The following is a 24,027-nucleotide window of genomic DNA, read 5'->3' as shown; positions in this document are numbered from 1 at the left end:
CAGACCCGGCGAAGGTGTAGGAGAGCATTCCATAATTGATGGGGACTGCGACTGTCGTAGTTTTGGAGACTGCTCCACCCAATTTGGTAGGAGAGCATTCCATAATTGATGGGGACTGCGACTGATTTCAGTAACTTCGTTCGTGGTGCTCCCACGGTAGGAGAGCATTCCATAATTGATGGGGACTGCGACTTGAAACAAATGGAGACACTTTACCAAACTTGGTAGGAGAGCATTCCATAATTGATGGGGACTGCGACTTGTTTTTGCTGAGGCGGCCAATCTCAGCAATGTAGGAGAGCATTCCATAATTGATGGGGACTGCGACCATTACCGTTAGCAATATCCAGTCGCAGCTGGTTGTAGGAGAGCATTCCATAATTGATGGGGACTGCGACCGATTAACAATGCAATCTTCTTCACGGTTGTGTGTAGGAGAGCATTCCATAATTGATGGGGACTGCGACAAAAATCGTCATTCCGGTAAATTACTCATCAATCGTAGGAGAGCATTCCATAATTGATGGGGACTGCGACTAGTACTGCTTGGCGAGGCGCTTAAATTCGTACAGTAGGAGAGCATTCCATAATTGATGGGGACTGCGACATTTGATCGTTGCTAGGCACAAATACGACCTGGGGTAGGAGAGCATTCCATAATTGATGGGGACTGCGACGATCTCCAAGACGGACTGAATAATTTTGCAGTATGTAGGAGAGCATTCCATAATTGATGGGGACTGCGACAAAAAAAACACATCTACTCCCTGACCATCCAAAGGTAGGAGAGCATTCCATAATTGATGGGGACTGCGACAAAATCTTGGTTAGTGGCCTCGCTGCTGGCCTTAGTAGGAGAGCATTCCATAATTGACGGGGACTAGTGGGAAGCGGCGCTTCGACTACGCTCAGCGACCGCGTGCGTTGCGTCTGATGCACAGAATCGTGCATATTTTCGAAATTTTCGGGTTGCCGAAGAAGTGGTAATCCGGACTCAGCGACCGCGAGCGTTGCTTCTGATGTACAGAATCGTGCCTAATGCCGAAATTTTCGGGTTGCCGAAGATGTTGTAAGCTGGACGCAACGCACGCGGTCGCTGAGGGAAGCCGAAGCGCCGCTTCCCACCAATCCAAAACCTAAAACCCATATCCTCATGACTGGATACATGTACATACTGAAATGTTCCAACGACTGCTACTACACGGGGAGTACATTGGATTTGGAGCGCAGACTAGCTCAGCATCAAGCTGGAGAAGGTTCCAACTACACCAAAAAACATTTGCCAGTGGAGTTGGTTTATTTTGAAGAATATGCACGAATTGATGAGGCATTTTATCGGGAAAAGCAGGTGCAGGGTTGGAGTCGGGCCAAAAAAGAAGCTTTGATAGCGGGGCAGGTGGACAAATTGCATGGATTGGCGGAATGTAAGAATGGGAGTCATTTTTTGAAGGGTGGGGGCTAGTGGGAGGCGCCCCTCGGCTCCGCTCGGGGACCGCGTGCGTTACGCGCAAGAATCTTGATCCTACATAATGTACAATGCTGTGCGCTGGGTAGAATGTTGTAAGCTGGACGCAACGCACGCGGTCGCTGAGCGTAGTCGAAGCGCCGCTTCCCACCAAACTCACTCCTTCATATACCCTTCTTTCCCCAATTTATTCCCTTTCAAATAAATATCCCCATTTTTCAGGTCTATGACAACCTGAAACAGCTTCAAGATATCCCCCCCCAGGATACTCATTTTTTGCCGACCAATGGCACCCTCAAAAAAGCCGACGGGCACATTGGCCAAGGTATTGGTTCCGATTGTCAACCCCGGCAAAATGGCTTTTTGGGTTCTGATGACATTGCCATAGGAGTCTTTCAAGTCCTTAGTGCCGATGATTTTTAGTTTTTCGCCCAGTTTGTTCTCATTGGCGAATTGATCGTCCAATAAAAGGCCACTGGAGTAACCCGAATGGATTAAAAAAGGATGCTGGATGACCGTATCCCCGAAGGCACAACTGGCTTCAATAAACATCAGATCGTCCTCGATGGTCAATTTAAATTGCTGGTATTTTTTGAGCTTTTTGGGCAGGGTGGGGGAGACCAGCATGATTTTTTGCTCAAAATCCAGTTGAACGCATTGGCCTTTGAAGAGGTCGAGGCCAAACTTCCCATCGGTATTGGGGCCTGAAAATTTATTTTCCCAAATCTCAATGCCACTCAACAGCCTTCCTCCAATGCGCAGGGTATTCCTTGCGCTGTACCTTGCCGTATTTTCTGCGCCACCCCAGCTTTTTATGCCATCGGTGGTTCCGTTGAAGCGAATGCTTTTGAGCTTTTTGGTGGCGTCTTCCGTCAGGGTGACATCGCTGGCGGCGGTGTGAAACATCAAATGGAGCGTATCCGTATCGTTCAGGATGGCGGGCACGGCGATGTTGTTGTGGGCAGTCAATTGGAAGGGGATGCGGAGGGTTTGGGTTTGGCCGGTGGTGATACTCGCAAGGATCATTAACCCGCTCAAGATGAATAATTTCAACTGCCACATAGGTTTAAATGTTTTTTTCTTCTTGCTGCTTAATCCAGCTGAGAAGGTATTCTCGATTTTTGAAGGCTTTTAGTTTGGTTTCAAGTGCCATTGCCTCGGATCTGGTTTGAAAAGCGCAAGAGAAAATTACAATCCAAGGCCCTTTATTTTTGGTTCATTTGTTTCAATTGGTATTGTGCCGAAGTTGTCGGTCTGGCAGATTGTTGGTTTGCCCAATGAAAAATACGCCGGAAGCGGTGGATTGAATAATGTAGGTGTGAAACATGGGGAAGAGATTGAATAAAACTAAAAAGGCCATCTCGAAAGATGGCCTCTTGGTTGTCGGGGCACCAGGATTTGAACCTGGGACCCCCTGCTCCCAAAGCAGGTGCGCTACCGGACTGCGCTACGCCCCGAAAAATGTGTGTGGGTGTGAAGTGTGTGGTAGTGTGGGTGTGTACAAAAATTCACTTCGTGATTTTTTGGCGGTGGAGCCGGGATTCGAACCCGGGGTACCGTTTCCAGTACGTCAGTTTAGCAAACTGGTGGTTTAAGCCACTCACCCACTCCACCTTGGAGCGAGAAAAACAAGTTATTTCGTTCAACAACCGCGTTTTTCCCGAAGCGACTGCAAAGATATATGTCGCGGTGATTAATACAAACGAAATGCAAAAAAAATTCCCGAGGAGCTGAACTTTTTTTTGTGCATTTTGAAAAAGATTTGATTGTCAAAAAATTAAAAACACTATTGTTTCCCCACTTCGTACAGCAATTGCCCTTCCCCCAAACGCCCATCCGAGCTTTGTACGATCACCTGGATCTGAAATCGACTCCAATCATCCCCCTGCCAAAAGGAAAAATCGGCTTGCCCCTGGGCATCGGTGCGCAGATTGGCTAGCCAATACAATTGAGGGCGGAAAAAAGCCTGGGTGGGTGCGGCCTGCAACTGCGCCGAATTCAGTGCCGGGAAGGCAGCGGCAGCCTGCAAACCATTCAAGTGGAAGATATCCTCCGCCTCGGCGGCCGGGATAGCGATTTCCGCTTTGCTGCGGATGTGCACCACCCCACTGCGCCCAATGGCCTTGAAGTAGCCCAGCAGTTGGGTTGGTTGGTAATACAAGTCGATGCTTTCAATCTGGCTGCATTTGAGGCGGGCAACAAAATCGGCATCGCGGGTCATTTTTCCATCAATCACAAAAACGGGCGCGCTTGGATAATCGGTGAAGGTGCCTGGGTTGTACATTTTGGCGCTGTAGATTCCTGTTTTTCGTTCCTGTTTAAAACTCAAGGGAGTAGAAATTTCACGGAAAAAAGTGGCCAGGTCTTCAAACGCTTCGAATTCGGCGGGGCGTATGTTGCGGTCAGCCTTGAGCGGAATACTGTCCTTGATGGCCGTGTTGCCAGGCAGGGTCATTTCCAGGGCATTGTACAATTGGTAAACCTTTTTGCGCATCCGACTCCACTCCAGGTATTGCCGGATGCCGGGGGTATAGGATAGTGGCGGACTGGCCTTGGTGGGGAAGGATTCCAAGAGTTGCACCTGCACGTCAGGATTGGGATGGCCCAAAAACTGGACCTGCTTGCTACCCGTAAAAGCAGGCACTTCCACCCAATATTCTGGTCGTTGGGAAGAGGTGTAAAGGAGTTGCCAGTTTTGAGGGAAAAAGACACCCACCAGGTTTTGGCTTTGGGTGGCAGCATTGCTCTGGAGTTTGACCTGGGTGTACACCTGTTTGCTCAGCGTAGCAGGAGCAATGACTGGTCCCAAACTCCAGTTGGCTTGCGGCCATACCGCTGTGCCATTCAGCTCCCAATCACTCACCACAATCGATACCTGGGCAGGAACTGGGTTGCCTTCGCGGTTTTTGACCTGAATTTTCCCTTGCACCTGTTCGCGGGCTTGATAATTGTTTTGAGGCAAACGGATTTCCACTTGCAAATCCTGCAAAGTTGCTGCTGCAACAGAGGCGGAATGGGTGGAAGTAGCAACTTGCGCATCCACCTTATCCAAATCGTTGTAAATCGGCACCAGGACTTCGGCTAGCAAGACCGGGCGTTTAGTGCTTGTTTCCAAAGCTGAAAACTGCAATTGATACACCCCGGCACTACAGTCAAAGGGGATTTTGTAGTGCCCGCTGGACTGATTTTCACCCTGGCTGCTGATGAAAAAGGATTCTATTGGTCTCCCGGCTGGGTTCAGCACCCCCACCTTGATGTTGAAGTTTTGGTCCCGCAGGGAGGCGGGCAGGTATACTTTGAACCAGATGAGTTCGCCACTCACGTAAAAAGACTTGTCCAGGTGCACCAGGCAGCGGTTTTGCAGGTCGCTTTGGGCAATGGATTGGCCTAGTACAGCCAGGGAGAATACCATTATTTGAATCAAAAATCGAGTTTTCATGCCAATGCTTATTCAATCCAAAAATTCGGCTTAGTCAAAGTGCTGCCGGTGTTCAGCAAACAATTGTCACAAACGGTTGGGCCAATCCGCGGCGTAGGCGGTTGTGGGCAATACTTGGTCGGCGATCCTACCTGCTCCGGACGGATGTACAAACGCAGGGTGTCCTGAGCGGTTGCATAAAAATACCCATACACTTCTTCCCCTACATTTTTACTGCGCAAGTTGCTGGCAATTTTTGCAGCAGGTTCTTCAAACATACTCCCACTGCGTTCGGCTAGAGTTTTAACCTGATTCCAATAATTGAAAGCAGTGGTACTCAAGGATTCCTGTAACACCGTAAGGTAAAAACCTTCAGCGAAGCGGTGATCCAAACGTACATCTGCCAAATAAAACGTATCCAGCCGTTCCAGTTGGAGACCTGGGCCATCATAAAGAAGTACCTTGTCGACCCGCTGGGGCTCGAAATTATAGCATAATTTGCGGGTGTCGTCCGTGAAGCGGTACACTGCATTCAGTTCCCAACGCAGTTTCGATTTGTCTGGGTTACCACCTGTTTTTAGTTTGCTGTTTACCCAAAAGCTCAGGTAGGTCGCCTTATTGAGAAAACCTTTTTTGTCGGGCAGGGTCAACTCCTGCAGGGTATAACTGGTTTTTTCAAGTTCGGGAACGGGCAAGAGAGGCTCAAATTCTGACTCGTATTGGCGACCATCCAACAAACTCACCTTGATGCGGTATGATTGACCTGCTCGGACCTTGAAAGTTGGATGGTTGTTAGGAATACTGGCGCGATACAATTTAGCTGAAGTAATCTCTTGTAAATCAATGTTGGAGCCATCAGTTTGCTCGAGTGTGACTTTTGCCGAACCAATATGTACACTGGTTTCGGCTCCGTCGAACTCACCGATTCGCTGTACGTTTACCTCAATCAAGGATGGCGCGCCCAGGATCAAACGCCCCTGAATGATCACGGCTTTGGTACCGAAGCGCTGGTTTTTTAGCTCAATTTCATCCAAACAGCTGCTCAGCAGCAGGCTCAAACCTCCTAAAATCAGGATATAGCGGAATCTTTTCATAAGGTTTCAAAATTAAACGTGACCGAAGGGAATACGCTGCCCAAAATTGCCAAACGATTGGCCTGTGCCGCCGTAAAGGGTGTTTGGGTGAAATACACCGAAAAGGCATTTTTGCGGGCGTATACATTGTACAGGGAAATCGTCCAGCTGGTCTTGAACTTGTTGTTTTTGCGGTGGTCTTTGCCAATGGTATAAGCAAGGTCCATACGGTGGTAATTGGGTATGCGCAGGGCGTTGCGCTCCGAGTAAATGGGCACGGGCACGCCCAGTTGGGTGCGGTAGCCTCCTTGAGGTGCGGTCGTAGGCCGCCCGGTACCATAGGTGAAATTGAGGGTTACAGTATGACGTTGGTTGTATTGATAGTTGAGTACCAGCGAGAGGTCATGGGGTTTGTCAAAGTTGCTGAGGTACCATTTTCCCCGGTTGATGCCTTCGATTTGCCGTTCGGTGCGCGACAGGGTATAACTGAGCATGCCATGCACCAGGCCTCGGTTTTTGCGCAAACTCAACTCCATGCCGTAAGCCCGTCCCTTGCCCTTGAGGAGTTCGGTTTCCAGGTGCTCGTTGACATTGAGTTCGGCAAAATCCCGATAGTCGAACAGGGCATCGATGGCACGCCCATAAATTTCGATGGAACTTTCCCAGAGGTTGTCCTCGAAATTTTGGAAGTAGCCTAGCGCAACGTTGTGCGAACGGGTGGGCTCAATATAGGCCGTACTCAATTGATACTGGCTGGTGGGGGTAGGGGAGTCGGAGTTAAAAATCTGGTTGATGAATTGCGCGGTGCGGCTGTACCCCAACTTGACCGATACTGCCGGACTGAAGCGGTACCGGGCCGACACCCGCGGCTCCAAACTGCTGTAGGTGGCAATGGTTTTACCTTTGCCGTACACCGTAGTATCGATCAGGTTCAAGAGGCTCGGGATCTCGTTTTGGTATTCAAACACCGTTTTGGGCCCCAGGAACTGGTAAAAACCCAGGCGCAAACCACCCGATATTTGTAGTGCAGAAGAGACACTCCATTCCGCATTTAAAAACGCTGCGGACTCCAGACCTCGCTCTTTTTCCAAACTTTTGGCAAAAACCTGCGACAAGTCATTCAGTGGCCGACGAGCTCCGGGTAAACTTTGGTACAAAATGGTCGACAAACCCGCATCCAGTTGTAAACCTGCTCGTGGCTGCAAACTCAGTTGTTCCTTGAGGCTCAAAAAACCAATGTCATTGTCCAGTTGGGAAGCGTCCAGCCCAGAATAATCGTACTGGGTGCTTTTGTATTGGCTGAGGGTTGCGGCAAATTTGGAATAGAATTTTTGGGAAAAAATCTGTTTCAAAGTGGCTTGTCCGGTGGTGGTTTGGTAGTCAAACCCAAAATTATCGCCGTAAGTGAATTTGTCTTTGGCCGCATAACCCGCCAGAATCAGGGTGTTTTTGTCGCTCAACTTATGGGTGTAGCGCAAATTGGCGTCGTAGAAAAAGGCAGAGCTATTGCGTACATCTACATCGCGTACGGTTTGTAAAATCCAGTCGGAGTAAGAGGAACGGAACCCGGCAATAAACGAAGCCTTCTTCGGAATCACTGGCCCTTCCACCGCAATGCGGCTACTCAGGGGGCCAACCCCTCCCTTGATGCGAAACTGCTCAAAATTGCCGTCGCGCATTTCCACGTCAAGCACGGAAGCCAGGCGGCCACCGAATTGGGCGGGTATGATGCTTTTGTACAAAGTCACCCGGCTGATTAGATCGGAATTGAAGGAACTGAAAAAACCCAGGGCATGTGAAGAGTTGAAAATGATGCCCTCATCCTGCAAAACCAGGTTTTGGTCCACTTCTCCACCGCGCACGTTAAACCCGGTAGCGCCCTCTCCAATGGAGCTAACCCCCGGGGACAGCAACAGGCTTTTGATCACATCGGCTTCCCCCATAAAGGCGGGAAGTTTATTGATGCTGCGTACATCCAGTTGAGTTGCACCAATTTGTACGTTTTCTACGTTGGCATCCACCGCACGTGCGCCTACGACCACTTCGTCGAGGGTAACAGCAGCACTTTCCATACTCAGGGTGATGTTGCCATCGCTGAACACCTGAATGTCTTGCACCACTTCAGCGTTGCCTACGTATTGCACGAGCAATTGGTGTTTCCCCACCGGGAGCTCCAGTTCAAAGCGACCATTTTCATCACTAACGCTGCCTTTGTCCAGTTTGAGTACCCGGATCGTTGCCCCAACGACGGGTGTTTTGTCTTTTTGTTGCTGGATCAGGCCACTCACTTTGGCTTTCCCCGAAGCTTTTAATTGCCGCACGTCGCCAATTTGCAGCAGGTTGGGTGCTGGAGTACTCCCTGCATTGGCATTCAATCCGGTTTCCAAAGCCTGGTAATATTCGGCGTTGAACCCTTCGGTGATCAATTCCAATGGAGCAATGACTACCCCGTAGTTGCGGTAAAGCAGAAAGCCGAATTTGCTGCCCCCCAACAACTGTTGCATGGCATTTTCCAAAGAAGCTTCCTGTACTTTCAGACTGAACCGCTCCTGGGGCAATTCCCCGGCACGGTAGTAAAAGTGGAGGGGGTACTGTTTTTCCAGGTATTGGAAAATGTCGGGCAAGGTTTGATCCGTCAATTGTGCACTGATCCGCAAGGCCGGAGCTTGATTTTGTGCATACAGCTGTACAGCATTCCCAATCAAGTACAAGATCAGGAGAACCAGTAAAATGTGTTTATTCATACTATCCTTTGCGGGTTAGATTTCCCTTGGCTTAAAGATAGCAGAAATTGGAAATTTGGGAATAAGGGAACTGGAGTTTGTCATTGACTAGACGGATTATATTTTGATCACTTTGCACATACCTCGCCGCTGTTCATTGCATAAACCCAGTCCATATACCCCCCGGGGCAGTTTTCCGAGGAATTGTTCAATGACATGTACCGACTCAAGGCTGGACCAACGTTGGAGCACTTTTCCCTGAAAATCATACACAATGGCTTGATCTGGCAAAAAGTCGGCAGGCAGACGCAGGTGCATGGTATTGCTGGATGGGTTAGGGTAGAGGCTGAAATGTACGGTTTCCAGTGCAGTGGTATAGGTACTCAATTGGGGTTTGAGGTACACCTTGAACAATCGATTGGAAGCAGAACTGGGCGTGATGTTTGGAATTACCGCTTTGATCCCACCAAAAATATATCCGGCCAACGTTCGCCCGCCTAAGGCATTTAGGTTGAGCACTCCGTTGTCGTACTGGGGCGCAGTGGTGTTCACCACCCATTTGGCATTTGAACCCAGAAGTTCATCAAATTGCAGGGGTAAAATCTGTTCTTCGCTGTGGCCATTGGCCTGGCGAGTGAACACGGAAATGTCTTTGACAAAAGGCATGTTGCTGTCTTCTACCAGTTTTTTTTGATTGCTGTTGTAAAAATGTTTGCTGATCCCACCAAAAAACACTGAATACATGCTGCGTTGCTGGCTGTCAAAAACGGGTAAGATGGGGCAGGTGTATTGACACATTACTTGTTCATAACTGGAGTCGATCCGGGTTTTGTCGGTTTGGATGTAAATGGGGTTCAGGTACGGCAGATCGGCGTTGGGTTGGAATACCCCGCCATAATACGCCAGCGCTTTATTTCCTTCAGGGGTGATGATGGGGGCCAAATTCCCGTCTCGGCGGTGGTATTCTGGATGCGCCTGCGCACTGTAATCCACGATACTTAGAGTGGTACCATTGTCCTGGATGCGGAATCGACGGATTTCGCTGGTGTAGGTTTGTACCACTTCGGTGCGTTCTTTGGAATACAATCCACTAAAATTGTGGCCTCCAACGAGGTAAGTCCAGTCCCCTAACTCGTGCATCTCTCCCCCACATACCCGCAGCCGCTCGTCTTTTAGTAGCCGGAAGGCATTGCGCACATCTCCTTTACCCTCCACGATGGCTTTAACCAGGGCGTCGAGGTCTACTGCTACCAGATTGGGAAAGGTGATGAAATTTTGATCTGAACTCCGTTGCCCATAACCACCTACGATGTAAAGGTATTGGCCATGTTGGACAAATTGCGGATTACTCACCCGCAAAGCATCGGCCAGATCACTGTTGAAGGTAGTGAGTTTTTGCTCCCAAATTTTACCATTGTCAGGCCGCATGACCCAGATTTTATCGTTGGCACTGGCATTGGGAAATCCGGTAAAAGGAAAAAAACCATGCAAGCCATTGCTGCGGCCAGCCATCATGATCCAGTGGCCCGACCATTCCCCAAAAGCAAAGGAGTGCAAACCGGGCCAGTCTTTGTAGGTAATTTCCTCCATTTCGAGGCTGAATGGTACTTTGCTTTGGGCAAAAACAGAGGAATGAAGTCCAAGGGAAATCAGGAAAAACCCGAGGTAGGTCAATGTTTTCATGATCAGGTCAATTAGGTGTTATGTATTGATGGCGAAGGTAATAGGAGGGAAGCTATGGCTCTTTTTTATTCAACAAATGGTAGGAATGCTTCAACCAATGGGGCGATAAACCAATAAGTACTCATTTTGCCCCACTTCAATGGTGTTTTTTTAAATGATCAGAAACTTTTTACCTTGGTCTTGCTGTTTTAGCAGCTCAACAAAAAATCATGAATACCCAGCAAATCCAAAAAGAACTCAAATTTCGTACCTCCCGCAGTTCCGGCAGCGGCGGGCAGAACGTGAATAAGGTAGAAACTCGGGTAGAAGCCCTTTTTGAAATAGATACATCAGAAGGATTGGACGAAGAAGAAAAGGCCACCCTGCGCCAAAAACTGGCCAATCGCATCAGCAAAGAAGGCCTATTGAGTACCAGCTCCCAGGAAAGCCGCCTGCAGCAAAGCAACCGGGATAAGGCCATCAAAAAAATACTACAACTCATCGAGACCGCCCTCGAACCCGAACGCGAAGAAGTACCCGAACGCCTGGTGGCTGATCCCAAAAAGCGCAAAAAGGCCAAATCCGTCCAAAGCGACAAAAAAGCAGCGCGCAAAAAAATAATTCTCCCGCCAAAAGAGGAAGATTAAGGCAATTCTGTTTAAGTTTCTGCCTTAGTAGTGGGTAAAAAATAAGCGCTTATTTTTTTTCGCCCTTAAAATAACCAGCATGAAACCAATTCTCAACGTTTTGATCCTTGTTCTGGCTACCTTGGTAGCAACCGCTCAGGACAAACAAGCCTACCGTGTTTTTGACAGCAAAGGCAAGGAGGCTGATTACGGACAATTGCTCAAACAAAGCAAAAAGGCCGATGTAGTTTTTTTTGGAGAACAACACAATAACCCCATTTCCCACTGGCTGCAAATTGAACTGGCCCAGGACCTGGAAAAAGAAACGGCTGGCAAACTGATCATGGGGGCTGAAATGTTTGAACGCGACAATCAGGCCATCCTCAATGAGTACCTGGCAGGCCAGATCAGTAGCAAAAATTTTGAAGACGAAGCCCGCCTCTGGGACAATTACGCCACCGATTACAAACCACTGGTTGAATTGGCAAAAAGCAAAAAATTGCCTTTCATTGCTACCAATGTACCCCGCCGCTATGCCAATATGGTGTACAAGCAAGGCCTGGAATCCTTGAATCCCCTGAGCAGCGAAGCAAAATCCTGGATTGCTCCACTGCCAATTGAAGTGGACATGAACTTACCTTCTTATCAAGCCATGATTAAAATGATGGGTGGCCACGGTGGAGGAGCAGCTTCTGATAATCTGGTCAAATCCCAGGCGGTAAAAGATGCCACCATGGGGTATTTTATTGCCCAAAACTTAAAGAAGGGTCATGTGTTCTTACACTTTAATGGCTCCTATCACTCCGATCTGAAAGAAGGGACGGTCTGGTATCTGCGCAAATATGCAGCAGGCAAAGACGTGGTCAACATTGCCACAGTTGAACAGGAAAACATTGATAAACTGGACCAGGAAAACCTGGGCAAGGCCGACTTTATCATTTGTGTGCCAGCTAAAATGACCAAAACTTACTAAATGCAACGTTCCCTGTTGATTGCCCTGTTTTTTGTAATGATGTTGGTATGGACTTGCCAGAGTAATCCCTACCAACAAGGCGAAATCATGTACGGCACTTATTGCGCCAATTGCCATATGGAGGATGGCACTGGCTTGCGTGGACGCATTCCGCCCCTGGTCAAATCCGACTATCTAAAAAAACACCCGGATGAAATTGCCTGCATCATTCGCTACGGCAAAACGGGGGAAATAACGGTTAACGGCAAAAAATACAGCGAAGCCATGCCAGGCGAGCGCAAGCTTACTGATTTTGAAATTGCCAACATCATCAATTACATCCATCAAGCCTGGGGGAATGATTATGGGTTCGTAAAGGTACAAACGGTGCAAAAGGCTCTGGAAAAATGTAAATAATCGTCAGGTGTATTACATCGCCACGATCAATAAAATCCTGCTTTCTCCGTTGTTTTTGGGTAAAAGGTCGTATTTTCCGACCCGACAAACTGTGGAGTCGTTTCACTAGGGTTTAGCTCCGGTGCTGATGTTAGACTGATGCTTGTACAAGTCTCCAGACTTGTACCAACATCAACACGCCTCTGACGTGTGTTTGCTCAGCATTTTCGCATTGCGCGTGCGTCAGAAACGCGCAAAGTGGGTACAAGTCTCCATACTTGTACCAGCGTCAGCGACGAAGCTAAGCCCTGATGAAACGACTCTCTCCAAACCATTATTTATGAAGAATTGGTTGATTACACTTCTTTGCTTTTGCCTCTTTGTCCTTACATTAGGTCAACTCAATGCCCAGATTGGCCGGATCAAAATCCAGCCCGATGTAGATACAACTTATGTTTGCCCAGATAGCAGCATAACCCTGGAAGTTAAGGGTGGTTTCAATTACAGTTGGAGCCCCGCCAATATCCTGAACCGTACCAATGGGAATATCGTCATCGCCAAACCCACTGCCAATACCCGGGTGTTTGTAGAAGGTTTTGTCAACGGCCAGTTGCGCCGGGATACCATCACCTTAATTGTTGTGCGCCCTCAAATTCAGCTAATTGCCTTAACCAACACTTCGGTTTGTCGGGGGACCCCGGTTGTCTTGCGGGCTGTAACCAACACCAATGGCCAGGGGGTTACCTGGGATCCGATCGACGGACTCAATGACCCCAACGCAGGGACGGTGATTGCCCTGCCTGAAAACATCACCACTTACCGGGCAGAACTAAACGTCACCGGGTGTAAGGCTGATGCGACCATCACGGTAAATATTGCTCCGCAAAAAATAGACATCACCAATGGCGATACCGTTAAAGTGTGTAAGGGTGCCAATCGGGTTACTCTGGGGGCAACCACCAACACCGGACAAGCCACTGGTGTTACCTGGACTGCCAAAGACAAAAGTATCACCCGCACCAATGTGCTTAGTGTACAGGTAGAACCCAAAGTCACTACAACCTATTATGCAACCCTGGTGGCTGCACCTTGTACCATTGTCGACTCAGTGGTGGTTAAAGTGGACTCCCTGCCAAAACTAACCATTACCATCGATCCGAAAAAAGAGGCATACTGTTTTGGAGAAATCATCACGCTCAAGTCGGATACCTACGAAACTGCGGCATATCCCGATATCAAGCACATGTGGAGGCCCCGCTTGCGCGCCAATGGAACCACTCCGGGGTACGATTTCCAGACCCCCGATACCCTTTGGAACATGGTGATGGGAACCATCGATAGTGTGGTGCTCATCCGGGATACCCGCAACAATGGTTGTGTGGATAGCGCCGCCATTTTTGTGCCTGTCATCAAACCTAAAAACATCATCATTACTCCCGAGCCAGCCGAGGTGTGTCCAGGAGGAACGATTCGGTTGAATGCTCAATTTGAAGGCAAATTTGATAAAATTACCTGGACCCCCGCAACGGGCCTTTCTTGTACAAATTGTAAAGACCCTGTGGCATCGCCTGGTAGCCAAACCACTACCTATAGCATTATGGTAGAGGAAAAGGACTGCCCCAGCAATGCCAGTAAAACAGTTACGGTACTGCCCACTCCCGCCATTTTGTTTCCCAACTTACGTACCATTTGCCAGGGGGGGAATATTCAACTCAATGGCGCCAGCCAGCAAGGTGTGACTTACCAGTGGACCCAAGGCGGCAACAACATTTCTACCAACCCTCTTTTGACGGTCAACCCAACGAGTACAACTACCTACCGCCTGGAAGCAACCAGTAACCGCAATTGTAAAAACTCTGGGGACATTACCATTAATGTAATTCCCACAGTCACTTCCGTTGACATCAATGGTGTCACAGTATGTGCCACTGATCGCAACCGCACTCCGCTGAGCATTCGGGTAAATCAATCGCCAGGAACGGTTCCGGCACTGTTTGAAACCTACAATTGGCAAATTGCTGGCGCGACAGCTTCTTCTGGAACTACTTTGAACATCAACAATCTGGCTCAAACTGCTTTGGTGAGTGTCACCTACACTTATGGGGTAGTTGGAGGTTCAACTTGCGGTAGATTGACGGACACGGCTACGGTCAAAGTCATTCAAATGCCTACCGAAAATGGCATTTTCTTTACGCCTGATTCGGTAGCTAGCCGTGGTGCTCAGGAGGGAGATCCATTGCTTGCAGGGATTCGTTTGATCCAAACCCAACCACCTACTGCGATCACGTACAATTGGACCATCAATGGTGCCAATCCTGGAAACAATACCAATCCGACCATTACCGCATTAGCTTCTCCAACCGAGATGACCTTCAAAGTGGTGGTAACTGGCCCGAATTCTTGTACGGTAAGCGACGAAATTACCATCTCGGTAGAACCCGCGCGGGTGACCATTCCCAATGCCTTCAGCCCGAATGGTGATGGTACCAACGATCGTTTCCGCCCAATTACCTCCAATAAAAACATCCGCCTCACCGAAATGAAGGTGTATAGCCGTTGGGGAAAACTGGTGTACAGCGGCAACAACATCAATGGCTGGGATGGCAACATCAATGGCAAACCCGCGCCTGTGGAGGTATATGTGTACAATATGGTTTTTGAATTCCCAGGGGGAAGAAGAGAAGTGCGCAGTGGGGATGTAGCTTTATTGCGCTAGAATTTTTTGGAACACCTTATCCCTTCCATTGCGAAGTGGGATAAGGTGTTCCAAAAATCAAATCAATGCGTTTAAATCATATCCAATAGCCTCACAAAAAGAGGGCCTCAATAAATCTTCACCTTGGTCCAATAAGTATTTTCGCCATTGTTTAGTATCATAATTGTATACAAACCCTTCTGCGACATTATAGTCAATCATCAGGTTTTTGATTTTTTCAAAATCACGACGAGCACCAGTGTTGCCGCTGATTTCGATAATCACCCTGTTCAATTTATTTTCATTGTCGAAAAGTAGGATGTCGGGAGTTGGGCTTGTCTGACATTCATCGATCATGGTTTCAGGTAAAGGCTCAAATGGGATTGCTTTTTCCAGGTAATAGAGTATTCCGAGCCTCATCATCAATTGCCCGATGATGCGCTGGTGGATTTTCGGGGCGTTGACTACCATATAAATGGTGTTTTCGGTCATGATCAATCGCTTTCATTCAAAAATAGGCGCAATTTTTTTGAGTTCAAAATAAGAATTGGTATTACTGGGAACTTGCCGAGATCTGAAATCCCCCATCCGAAATCGTCAGAATCTAACCGCCGCCGCCAAGCTTGGTAAAAACGGCAACTGATTCACCCGCCGATTCGTCACCCGATCCACATAAAATACATTCTCACGGTTGTAGACATTTGTCACACTGGCCGTAATTTCTAGAGCCGCGTAGCGCGAAAACTTAGCCGTATATTTTAATGAAGCATCCAGACGGTGAAACCAGGACAAACGCCCACCATTGATTTTATCAGAAAGTAAAATTCCAAGGGGGAAATTACCCGTCAAAATATTGGTTTGCAGCAAATTGTTGTAAGGATTGTCCTGATAAAAACCACGGGTTTGGGTAAAAGGAAAACCCGAACCAATGTTCCATCGTGCACTCGCTTCCCATTGTTTTTGTCCTCCAAAGCGATAAGTGCTCAACAAGTTGATGTTGTGCCGACGGTCAAAAACCGGGGGGTATTCCTGAATGCCATCGTTGCGGTTTACCTTGGCATAGGAGTAGGTGCCCCAATGGTACCAGTTGCCCCGGCTGTAGCGTAGGGTAAAATCAATCCCGTAGGCTTCGCCAGTTTCGGTGATGTAATTGGGATCTTGGGCATTGAGTTTATTGCGGTTGATGTTGATCAGTTGAGTGAATTGTTTCCAATAGGGTTCTACGTTGAACTCCAGGTATTGGCCCAGGTCAATTTCCATTCCCAATACGGCGTGCCAGGCTTTTTGCAAGCGGTGGTCAACCGGGGTGCGGGAATTGGGTTTGAACAAACTCTCTTCCGGGCCAGCCAAAAAACCTACAAAAAAATTGACCACATCCAGATCGTTCACGGTGCTGACCAGGTTTTGGGCATATACGCCTCCCGCGGCTTTAAAACGCAAAAAATCGGTGGCATTGTATTTCAAACCCAAACGGGGCTCCAGGGACATACGCGACTGGGAAGCGTAATAATGCACCCGAAAACCTGGTTCCAGTACTAGATTTTTCAACTCCTGCCGATACTTTGCATATCCTGCCAATTCGCTGGTGAAATCTTCCTGTGCAAAACTCAGGCCCACCAGATTCCGGAAACGAAAATCGGTGTTGAAGCCCACAAACTCAAAGCCGTAGCTGACTTGATTGCGGTTGCCATAATACGTGAAGTTGAGATTGGCGTTGTAGGTGCTGATGCCACTTTGGCGGGGTGCCCCATCTTTTTCCAACAAAGCAATGTTGTAATTGCTAAAACCAACGGTGCCGTTGAGCACTACATTGGAATTGTTGGGGATCAGGGTAAAATTACCTCCGCCACCTGTTGAGGTCCAATCCAGTTTGGCCAGCCCGGCAAAATTGAACTGGTCTCTAAAATTGAAACCAAACAGGTCTAGTTTAGAGCCATTTTCGGCATTAAAAGACAATTTGCCGTACAAGTCCGTGTATCGAAAAGGCAGACTTTTGGCCACACTCAAGCTGGTGTCTTTTTGGGCAAAAGAATAATAATTGCTGTCTACAGCGTAGCTGTACAAAGAGCGTGAAGTTTGATCAATCAAGGCGTGTTTGCCAGTAAACAGAAAGGATATGCTATTGCCGTTTTCGTTTTTTAAGGGCTTAATTGGCCCTTCGATCAGTGCCTTGGCCTGAAAAGGACTGGCCGAAACCAGGCCACTCAAACGTTTGCGGTTGCCTTCCCGGGTTTTGATGTCAACTACTGCCGAAATTCTGCCACCGTATTCAGCATTGTAGCCCCCGGTGTACACATCCATATTGCGGATGGTTTCAGTTTCAAAAACCGAGAACAAACCAATGGAGTGGAAAGGATTGTAAATGATCATGCCATCGAGCAACATCTTGTTTTGCACCGGTGAGCCACCCCTTATGTACAATTGCCCACCTTGATCGCCAGAACTGACCACACCAGGAATAACAGTAAGGTATTGGGCCACATCGGCCTCGCCACCGGTGGAAGGGAGGCTGCGGATTTGTTTGGGGGACACACTCAATTTAGAAATTTGAATTTGCGAACGTGCTTGTGAGCGTCGCCCGGAAATATCGACCTCCTCCAATTGAATGGCTGCAGGTTTGAGTAGAAAACGTTGGTAGTTGATGGAGCCCGCAGTGAGTTCCCGTTCAAATGAGGCGTTTTCGTAACCCAGATAAGAGATGTTGATTTGGTATTTACCCGGATTGAGGTTGGCGATGCTAAAAAAACCGCTGGGATCGGTGATCGCCCCCTGAGCTGGATTGTTGGCTATACTGATGACGGCATAGCCAATGGGGTTACCCGTTTCTTCATCGTATACGTTGCCCCGCAAGGTTGCATTTTGAGCGACAAGCCAGGTGTTGGCCAGGAACAGGAGGGGCACTAGAAATTTCTTCATGACAATTGACAATTTAACGCAGCGAAGTTAAACTTTCTGCCTGTGCCAAATGCTTGCCATGCCCTATTTTGTCGGCAAACTACAAGAGAATTGCTTAGGAAAACTCCAACATACCTGCTCCTAAGCGCAGTACGACTGGCTTTTCCTGGGTGCAATCGACCACAGTTGAAGGAGTATTGCCCCCATTTCCACTATCGATAACGATGTCGACCAACTTCTGGAAATCTTCGTAAATCAGCTCTGGATCGGTGAAGTACTCCAGGATTTCGTCGTCAGATTTGAGGGAGGTAGTCAAAATTGGGCGCCCCAGTCCTTCTACCAATTGCATTGGGATATTGTGATCAGGAACCCGGATACCGATGGTTTTTTTGCGGTTGCGGAACATTTTTGGCACACTCCCCGCAGCTGGTAAAATAAAGGTAAAAGCTCCGGGTAGGTTGCGTTTGAGCAATTTAAAGGTAGGATTGTCTATCTGCTGGGTATATTCCTGAACTTGGCTGATATCCTTACAAATGATGGCCAACATGGCATCTTTGGGATCCAGTCGGCGCAGGCGACAGATTTTTTCTACTGCGGCCTGGTTGTTGATGTCACAGCCTAAGCCATATACAGTATCGGTAGGATAAATGATGATGCCACCCTCGTTGAGTTTTTCTACCACTTGGTTGATCTTGCGGCCTTCGGGGTTGTCGGGATTGATTTTGAGTAGCATAGTTGTTCTTTTTTTCCAAGATAGTATTTTCTAATTATCGCAATCACTACGTTGGGTTATTCTTCTTCATTTTTTTTGAGAACAAGCGCTTCGATATAAGCTATTTCTCGTTCGGTCATGCTGGCAATTTCAATGATAGGCATTTGAGCCACATTATGCAGGTAAACGATTACATTGTCGAGGCGTAGCCGTTCTTCTTCGGCTTTTTGATGCTCCTCTTCTGCTCGCATACGCTCCTCTTCTGCTCGCATACGCTCTTTTGCCAATAACTCCTGGTTTATTTTTAAGCCTTTTTCAATCCCTTCTTCAATCAGCATATCATAAGTACTCATAATGGTTTCGTTTAATGTTTTTGGCAAAATCTCGATGAAGTGTTGAATTTTCTCTTTGGCAAGTTCTGAGTTTTTTAAAAAATATGCAAGCATTGTAAAGATAAAGGCTCTGGGGCTGCTTATTTCATCCAGGTTGATGAAAATCAGGCGTGGATTTTGCAAAACAAAATCTGGTTCCCAAATGTGCTTTATCATCAAAAATGCATTGGTCAACAAACTTTTGCCCAAGCTCAGAATCTCCTCATCACTCATGGCTGTAACATGTGTGAAGTGATAGTCAAAACTAGTCAAATAAGCCAGCAAATCTGTTGGAAATTGTTCCGAAAAATAGGTAGATAAATCCCTTTTTACCCAATTATCTTCTCCATGATAAATAATTGTCGGCACAAAAGGAGTTAAGGTCACTTTTTGTTTTATCTGCTCTTCCCAGGCATCCAGCATGTATCGCAACAATTGAAAATGAGGATATTTCTCAGGACTACTTTTGTGTTCAAAAAGGATGGAGATACAAATTTTTAGCTCACTATCTTTTAATGGGCATTCATAGACTACATCAGTAAAAAATTCTTGTAAAATTGGCGAAACGTATGACCCATTAACCCTATTGAGTTTCTTTAAGTCAAGTAATTGTAACAATGCTGGTGAAAGCATTTTTTGTAAATATTCTCTGGCTACTTTCACTCGACTAAAGGTAGCCTTGAAAAATTCATCATGAGGTTTTGAGAGCTTTTTGGGCATTTAGGCATTTTAAGTCAAAAATAATGTTTTATTTTGTTTTATAAATAAAATAATTAAAAAATTATTTTATTTTGCCATTTTCCAAGCCTCATCAGCATCCTCTTGCCTCCGAATATACTCTTCCAATAACAAACTTTGCTGTTCTGGAGAAGCCGGATTTCCAGTTCCATATTTTCCCGCGACCATCCTTTGCCGATAGGCCTCGTACAAGGATACGGCACAAGCGACGGATACATTCAAACTCTGGGCCATGCCCACCTGAGGAATGATAAAATTGCCATCAGCATGGCTCAAGGCGAGTTCAGAAATCCCATCGGCTTCATTGCCAAAAAGTAGGGCCACCGACTGGGCCAAATCCAGTTCATACAATGACTTGGCATTGTGGGCCAAATGGGTCGCGTAGACCTGGGCATAATTGCGCCGCACATGTTCCATACAAGCTTCCACTTCCCGGTAGAGGTAAACGTCGATCCACTTGCGGGAGCCCGCTGAACTGCGTTTGCCCAATTCCAGTTTGTGATTTTGTAAGCCGGGACGGGTGTACAACACAAAAATCTCCCGGATGCCTACCGAATCACAAGAGCGCAATACCGCACCAATGTTGTGGGGATCATCTACGTTTTCTAGAATTACGGTGAGGTCAAACTGGCGATTCTGGACGAGGTTGCGGATCTTTTGTTCGCGGGATGGCTCCATGTACTTTGTGCTAAATTAATGCCGCTTTGACAATAGTGATCATCGCGGTATTACTGGCAATGGTTTAAACTGAAACCCCGCAAACTCCAAAATGTGCACAAAGCGATTTTCATACCGCTGCGTAGGCGCAAATTGCTCGCCGCCAAAGGGCACATTGTTGACGATTCGGCTAAAGTTGAAACCCGTATGTAGCCCAATACCCTGATTGCGTTCCAGGTTGTCACTTACTTTTGGGCCAAAATTGGCCAACAAACGCCCGAAATAAATCATTTGGTCATAACCTGCATAAGCTTCATTGTTTGGGACGGCAGCATATCGATTGAAGAACTCTTTTTTGAAGTTTACGACTTCCGGTGATTGCACGTCGACATACGCTACCTGACTGACGCGGACTTGGCATTGTTCGTACAAGTCAAATTCCATGTGCTCAAAATCCACCCATTGCGGCATTCCGTATACCACTACTTTTTGCCCTGCGGCCTTTGCTGCTTTGACCGCCCGCAGCAGGTAAAATATATAGGTTTCATCTGCCCATGAAGGTGCAATGATGGCAGCCTGAGCCTTGTTTTGGATATAGGGCCTCAGGTTGAGGTTATTGTATGCTTCGGTCGGTAAAAAATATTCCTGAACAGGCGCATTACCCATGGCTCGTTTAGGCTCGTAAGCTTTGCGCAGGTATTCCAGGCAGTTTTGTTCCCCAACCACATTGCGGGTAACGATGACTATTTCTTCAGGTCGGAATTCACTCAGAGCATGATTCAACAAAGCCCGGCAGTGAGACTCCAAACTGGGGTTCATCTGGATGTAATTCGGGTTGTTTTGGGTTAAAGTACCCACGGCACTGTACGGTGATACCATGGGTTTGTTGTTGCGTTTGGCGTATTCAGCCACAATCCGGATGTCATCGCGGCGATAGGGGCCAATCAACAAATGGGCGTTCTGAATTTCTGGCTGACGCAACAAACGATACATTTCCAAGGTATCCGCTTTGGTATCCAGTACACTTACATTCAGGCGAATGCCTTCTTGATCCAAGGTGCTGAGGGCTATTTTCAAACCACCGTAATACTGCAAAGCCCATTCACTTACCGAGTTGTTTCCAATTACAGAGCTGGTCCCACCACTCATAAAAGGCAATAAAACCGCCACATTGTAGGCTACAGGATTGTTGTATTGCCCAGGCCGATTGACCGGGGAGGCTGAATTGGGGTTGCTGGTAGGAACCCCAGGGATGACGGGTACCGCGCCTCTATCCGTGTTGGTATTGGGCAGCCTTACCGCATCAGCAGTAATGGGTCCCGCAGGGCCAGCTGAATCTTTCCAGCGGATGGTGTCGAGGCGTTCCTGTGGTTTGGTCTGGATTGTAACCCAACCTTTGACTGGATCGTAAACACTTACATTGCCAGCAGTGCCGGGTTTATTTTGACTGGGTGTAGCGCTGTATTCTGTTGGTATGTCCTTGGGCGTTGACCCAGTGCTGCTGGTCGAACTGGCAGGTTTAAAAAAACTGCAACTCAGCAGGGAAAAAGTAGTGCTGAGCCCCAACAACATTAGCAATACACTGCGCTTGATGATGCGGTGTTGCCCCTTTAATCGAGGCTTATTCCCACTCAATGGTAGCAGGTGGTTTGGTACTGATGTCATAAACAACCCGATTGATGCCTTTAACATTGTTGATGATTTCACTCGACACTTTGGCCAGAAACTCGTAGGGCAAATGGCTCCATTCGGCAGTCATCCCGTCTACTGAGTTTACGGCGCGTAAGGCAACGGCTTGCTCGTAAGTTCGTTCGTCACCCATTACTCCAACGGATTGGATGGGCAACAATATTGTTCCGGCTTGCCAAACTTGGTCGTAGAGACCAAATTTACGCAGGTTATCGATATAAATGGCATCTGCCTCCTGTAAGAGTTTAACTTTTTCGGCGCTGACTTCACCCAGGATGCGAATTCCAAGTCCAGGACCGGGGAAAGGATGGCGTTTCAGGATGTTTTCGGGGATGGCCAATTCTTTGCCTACCCGCCGAACTTCGTCCTTGAACAACATGCGCAGCGGCTCGACAATTTTAAGCCCCATCTTTTCCGGCAAACCACCAACGTTGTGGTGTGATTTGATGGTCACAGAAGGTCCGTGAACCGAGACCGATTCAATCACATCGGGATAAATGGTACCTTGCCCCAACCAGGTTACGCCTGGATGTTTGGCCGCTTCTGCCTCAAACACTTCAATGAACAAACGACCGATGATCTTACGCTTGGCTTCGGGATTGGTGACTCCTTTTAGTTCTTCGTAAAAGAGGTTTTTGGCATCAACCCCGTGGATGTTCAGGCCAAGGTGTTTGTAATCCTCCAGCACCTGGTCGTATTCTCCTTTGCGCAGCAAACCATTGTCTACAAAGAAACAAATCAGGTTGTCGCCAATGGCGTGATCCAGTAAGGTGGCAGCTACAGTGGAATCAACTCCACCAGACAGGGCCATCAATACCTTATCTGTGCCAATTTTTTCCTTGAGCTCAGCTACGGTGTGTTCCACAAAAGACTTGGGTGTCCATTCACCATGGCACCCAGCGATATCAACCACAAAGTTGCGCAGCAAAGTAGCCCCATCCAAACTATGGGTTACCTCCGGGTGAAACTGGATGCAATAAACGGGGGCATCAAATGCACCGTCTTTGGCCTTGAACGCTGCCACATCGACACTTTCAGTACCAGCCAGCAACTCAAATTGCTCGGGTATGGCCATGATGGTATCCCCGTGCGACATCCAGACTTGTGAATCGACAGGCACATCCTTTAGGAAAGAGTCGGATTTAAACAGTCGATGCAATTTGGCTTTGCCATACTCCCGCTTTTCAGAGCGCTGGACTTGCCCGCCGTAATATTGAGCGATGTACTGCGCACCATAACAAACACCCAATACGGGCTTTTTGCCTACGATAGGTCCCAGGTCAATTTTGAGCGCATTTTCATCGCTGACGGAAAAAGGGCTACCAGATAGGATAACCGCTTTGTAGGAGTCGTCGAGAGTAGGCACCTTGTTGAAAGGCACAATTTCGCTATACACGTTCAATTCCCGGATGCGGCGGGCGATCAATTGGGTGTATTGTGAGCCAAAGTCGAGGATGAGGATCTTTTCCATGGCGCAAAAGTATTCAAAAGTTGAAGAGTTGAAAAATTGAATCTGCGAAAAGTTTAAAAACAAGGCATGGGCGATAAAAAATGAGTACTTATTTTTGCCCCACTACATGGGTGACATTTTGACACTCTAGAATGTCATTTTTTCAATATTTAGGCCATTTTTACTTTGGGAAAAAAATTGGCATCGGAATTGCAGATTGCTAAATTGTGCGAACGGCACAATGGTTTCATAAAACCACTTCTTTCACTGATTGTCGATTTATTTATTCACTTAAACAAATTGTCAAACTTTTAAAAAGGAGGTTATTATGGCACTTGTGAAAAGCAATTTTCCAGCGTTTCCCACCTTCCCTCGTCTTTTTGACGACTTCTTTACCCGCGATTTGTTCGACTTCAACAATCGCAGCAATTCATTTACCCACACCACCATCCCGTCGGTAAACATTGTAGAGAACAATGAGGGTTTTGCAGTTGAGATGGCTGCC

General features: G+C 47.5%; 18 protein-coding genes, 2 tRNA genes and 1 CRISPR repeat array. Of the genes, 5 read left to right on the top strand and 15 right to left on the bottom strand.

Translation table 11 applies throughout. The features are described 5' to 3' along the window. Window positions 1-16: 16 nt before the first annotated feature. Window positions 17-887: direct repeats of the CRISPR family, unit length 36 nt; unit sequence GTAGGAGAGCATTCCATAATTGATGGGGACTGCGAC. Between the two features lie 266 nt (window positions 888-1,153). Continuing rightward, complete coding sequence (locus tag SFV55_RS27400; protein WP_320032781.1) at window positions 1,154-1,462, top strand: GIY-YIG nuclease family protein; 309 nt, start codon at window positions 1,154-1,156, stop codon at window positions 1,460-1,462. Window positions 1,463-1,621: 159 nt separating this feature from the next. Here SFV55_RS27400 and SFV55_RS27395 read toward each other — a convergent pair whose 3' ends face one another. The 8 genes from SFV55_RS27395 to SFV55_RS27360 all read right to left on the bottom strand — a co-directional run bounded on the left by SFV55_RS27395 (window position 1,622) and on the right by SFV55_RS27360 (window position 10,362). Continuing rightward, the gene (locus SFV55_RS27395) at window positions 1,622-2,527 is read right to left on the bottom strand and encodes a hypothetical protein (RefSeq protein WP_320032780.1); all 906 of its coding nucleotides are present in this window, start codon (window positions 2,525-2,527) and stop codon (window positions 1,622-1,624) included. A gap of 163 nt (window positions 2,528-2,690) precedes the next feature. Beyond that, window positions 2,691-2,792: a GIY-YIG nuclease family protein gene (locus SFV55_RS27390; RefSeq protein ID WP_320032779.1), complete on the bottom strand. Its 102-nt coding sequence runs from the start codon at window positions 2,790-2,792 to the stop codon at window positions 2,691-2,693. 56 nt (window positions 2,793-2,848) lie between these two features. Further along, a tRNA-Pro gene (locus tag SFV55_RS27385) sits at window positions 2,849-2,922 on the bottom strand. A 67-nt stretch (window positions 2,923-2,989) separates the two neighbouring features. Further along, a tRNA-Ser gene (locus SFV55_RS27380) sits at window positions 2,990-3,079 on the bottom strand. A gap of 172 nt (window positions 3,080-3,251) precedes the next feature. Further along, window positions 3,252-4,904 carry a hypothetical protein gene (locus SFV55_RS27375; protein ID WP_320032778.1) on the bottom strand — a complete coding sequence of 551 codons (1,653 nt, stop codon included), beginning with the start codon at window positions 4,902-4,904 and terminating at the stop codon, window positions 3,252-3,254. Between the two features lie 8 nt (window positions 4,905-4,912). Continuing rightward, the gene (locus tag SFV55_RS27370; RefSeq protein WP_320032777.1) at window positions 4,913-5,977 is read right to left on the bottom strand and encodes a DUF4249 family protein; all 1,065 of its coding nucleotides are present in this window, start codon (window positions 5,975-5,977) and stop codon (window positions 4,913-4,915) included. Then, window positions 5,974-8,700 (bottom strand): carboxypeptidase-like regulatory domain-containing protein, encoded by a 2,727-nt coding sequence (locus tag SFV55_RS27365; protein WP_320032776.1) that lies wholly within the window; start codon window positions 8,698-8,700, stop codon window positions 5,974-5,976. The genes SFV55_RS27370 and SFV55_RS27365 overlap by 4 nt, the downstream gene beginning before the upstream one ends. A gap of 96 nt (window positions 8,701-8,796) precedes the next feature. Then, window positions 8,797-10,362: a hypothetical protein gene (locus SFV55_RS27360; RefSeq protein ID WP_320032775.1), complete on the bottom strand. Its 1,566-nt coding sequence runs from the start codon at window positions 10,360-10,362 to the stop codon at window positions 8,797-8,799. A gap of 209 nt (window positions 10,363-10,571) precedes the next feature. Here SFV55_RS27360 and SFV55_RS27355 point away from each other — a divergent pair, with 209 nt between their 5' ends. The 4 genes from SFV55_RS27355 (at window position 10,572) to SFV55_RS27340 (ending at window position 15,031) form a co-directional block, all read left to right on the top strand. Beyond that, window positions 10,572-10,988, top strand: a complete 417-nt coding sequence (locus tag SFV55_RS27355; protein ID WP_320032774.1) for a peptide chain release factor-like protein — start codon at window positions 10,572-10,574, stop codon at window positions 10,986-10,988. A gap of 79 nt (window positions 10,989-11,067) precedes the next feature. Further along, the gene (locus SFV55_RS27350) at window positions 11,068-11,940 is read left to right on the top strand and encodes a ChaN family lipoprotein (protein WP_320032773.1); all 873 of its coding nucleotides are present in this window, start codon (window positions 11,068-11,070) and stop codon (window positions 11,938-11,940) included. Next, complete coding sequence (locus SFV55_RS27345; protein ID WP_320032772.1) at window positions 11,941-12,336, top strand: cytochrome c; 396 nt, start codon at window positions 11,941-11,943, stop codon at window positions 12,334-12,336. A 319-nt stretch (window positions 12,337-12,655) separates the two neighbouring features. Further along, window positions 12,656-15,031, top strand: coding sequence for a gliding motility-associated C-terminal domain-containing protein (locus tag SFV55_RS27340; protein ID WP_320032771.1), 2,376 nt, complete (start codon window positions 12,656-12,658; stop codon window positions 15,029-15,031). 57 nt (window positions 15,032-15,088) lie between these two features. Here the strand turns inward: SFV55_RS27340 and SFV55_RS27335 are convergent, their stop codons facing one another. The 7 genes from SFV55_RS27335 to guaA all read right to left on the bottom strand — a co-directional run bounded on the left by SFV55_RS27335 (window position 15,089) and on the right by guaA (window position 23,543). Next, window positions 15,089-15,502, bottom strand: a complete 414-nt coding sequence (locus SFV55_RS27335; protein ID WP_320032770.1) for a hypothetical protein — start codon at window positions 15,500-15,502, stop codon at window positions 15,089-15,091. 105 nt (window positions 15,503-15,607) lie between these two features. Continuing rightward, window positions 15,608-17,926: a TonB-dependent receptor gene (locus SFV55_RS27330; protein ID WP_320032769.1), complete on the bottom strand. Its 2,319-nt coding sequence runs from the start codon at window positions 17,924-17,926 to the stop codon at window positions 15,608-15,610. Between the two features lie 94 nt (window positions 17,927-18,020). Next, a complete protein-coding gene (locus SFV55_RS27325; protein ID WP_320032768.1) occupies window positions 18,021-18,638 on the bottom strand; it encodes an L-threonylcarbamoyladenylate synthase in 618 nt (205 codons plus the stop codon). Window positions 18,639-18,694: 56 nt separating this feature from the next. Continuing rightward, window positions 18,695-19,708: an Rpn family recombination-promoting nuclease/putative transposase gene (locus tag SFV55_RS27320; protein ID WP_320032767.1), complete on the bottom strand. Its 1,014-nt coding sequence runs from the start codon at window positions 19,706-19,708 to the stop codon at window positions 18,695-18,697. A gap of 66 nt (window positions 19,709-19,774) precedes the next feature. Next, window positions 19,775-20,404 (bottom strand): RNA methyltransferase, encoded by a 630-nt coding sequence (locus SFV55_RS27315; protein WP_320032766.1) that lies wholly within the window; start codon window positions 20,402-20,404, stop codon window positions 19,775-19,777. Window positions 20,405-20,443: 39 nt separating this feature from the next. Next, on the bottom strand, window positions 20,444-22,048 hold the full coding sequence (locus tag SFV55_RS27310; RefSeq protein WP_320032765.1) for an ABC transporter substrate-binding protein: 1,605 nt from the start codon (window positions 22,046-22,048) through the stop codon (window positions 20,444-20,446). Beyond that, window positions 22,005-23,543 (bottom strand): glutamine-hydrolyzing GMP synthase, encoded by a 1,539-nt coding sequence (gene guaA, locus SFV55_RS27305; RefSeq protein WP_320032764.1) that lies wholly within the window; start codon window positions 23,541-23,543, stop codon window positions 22,005-22,007. Before guaA ends, SFV55_RS27310 begins: the two co-directional genes overlap by 44 nt. Between the last annotated feature and the right edge of the window lie 484 nt (window positions 23,544-24,027).

Source organism: Haliscomenobacter sp. (assembly GCF_033763495.1).
In the GTDB taxonomy this organism is placed as follows: Bacteria; Bacteroidota; Bacteroidia; order Chitinophagales; family Saprospiraceae; genus Haliscomenobacter.
This window is presented reverse-complemented; position numbering and strand designations above follow the sequence as displayed.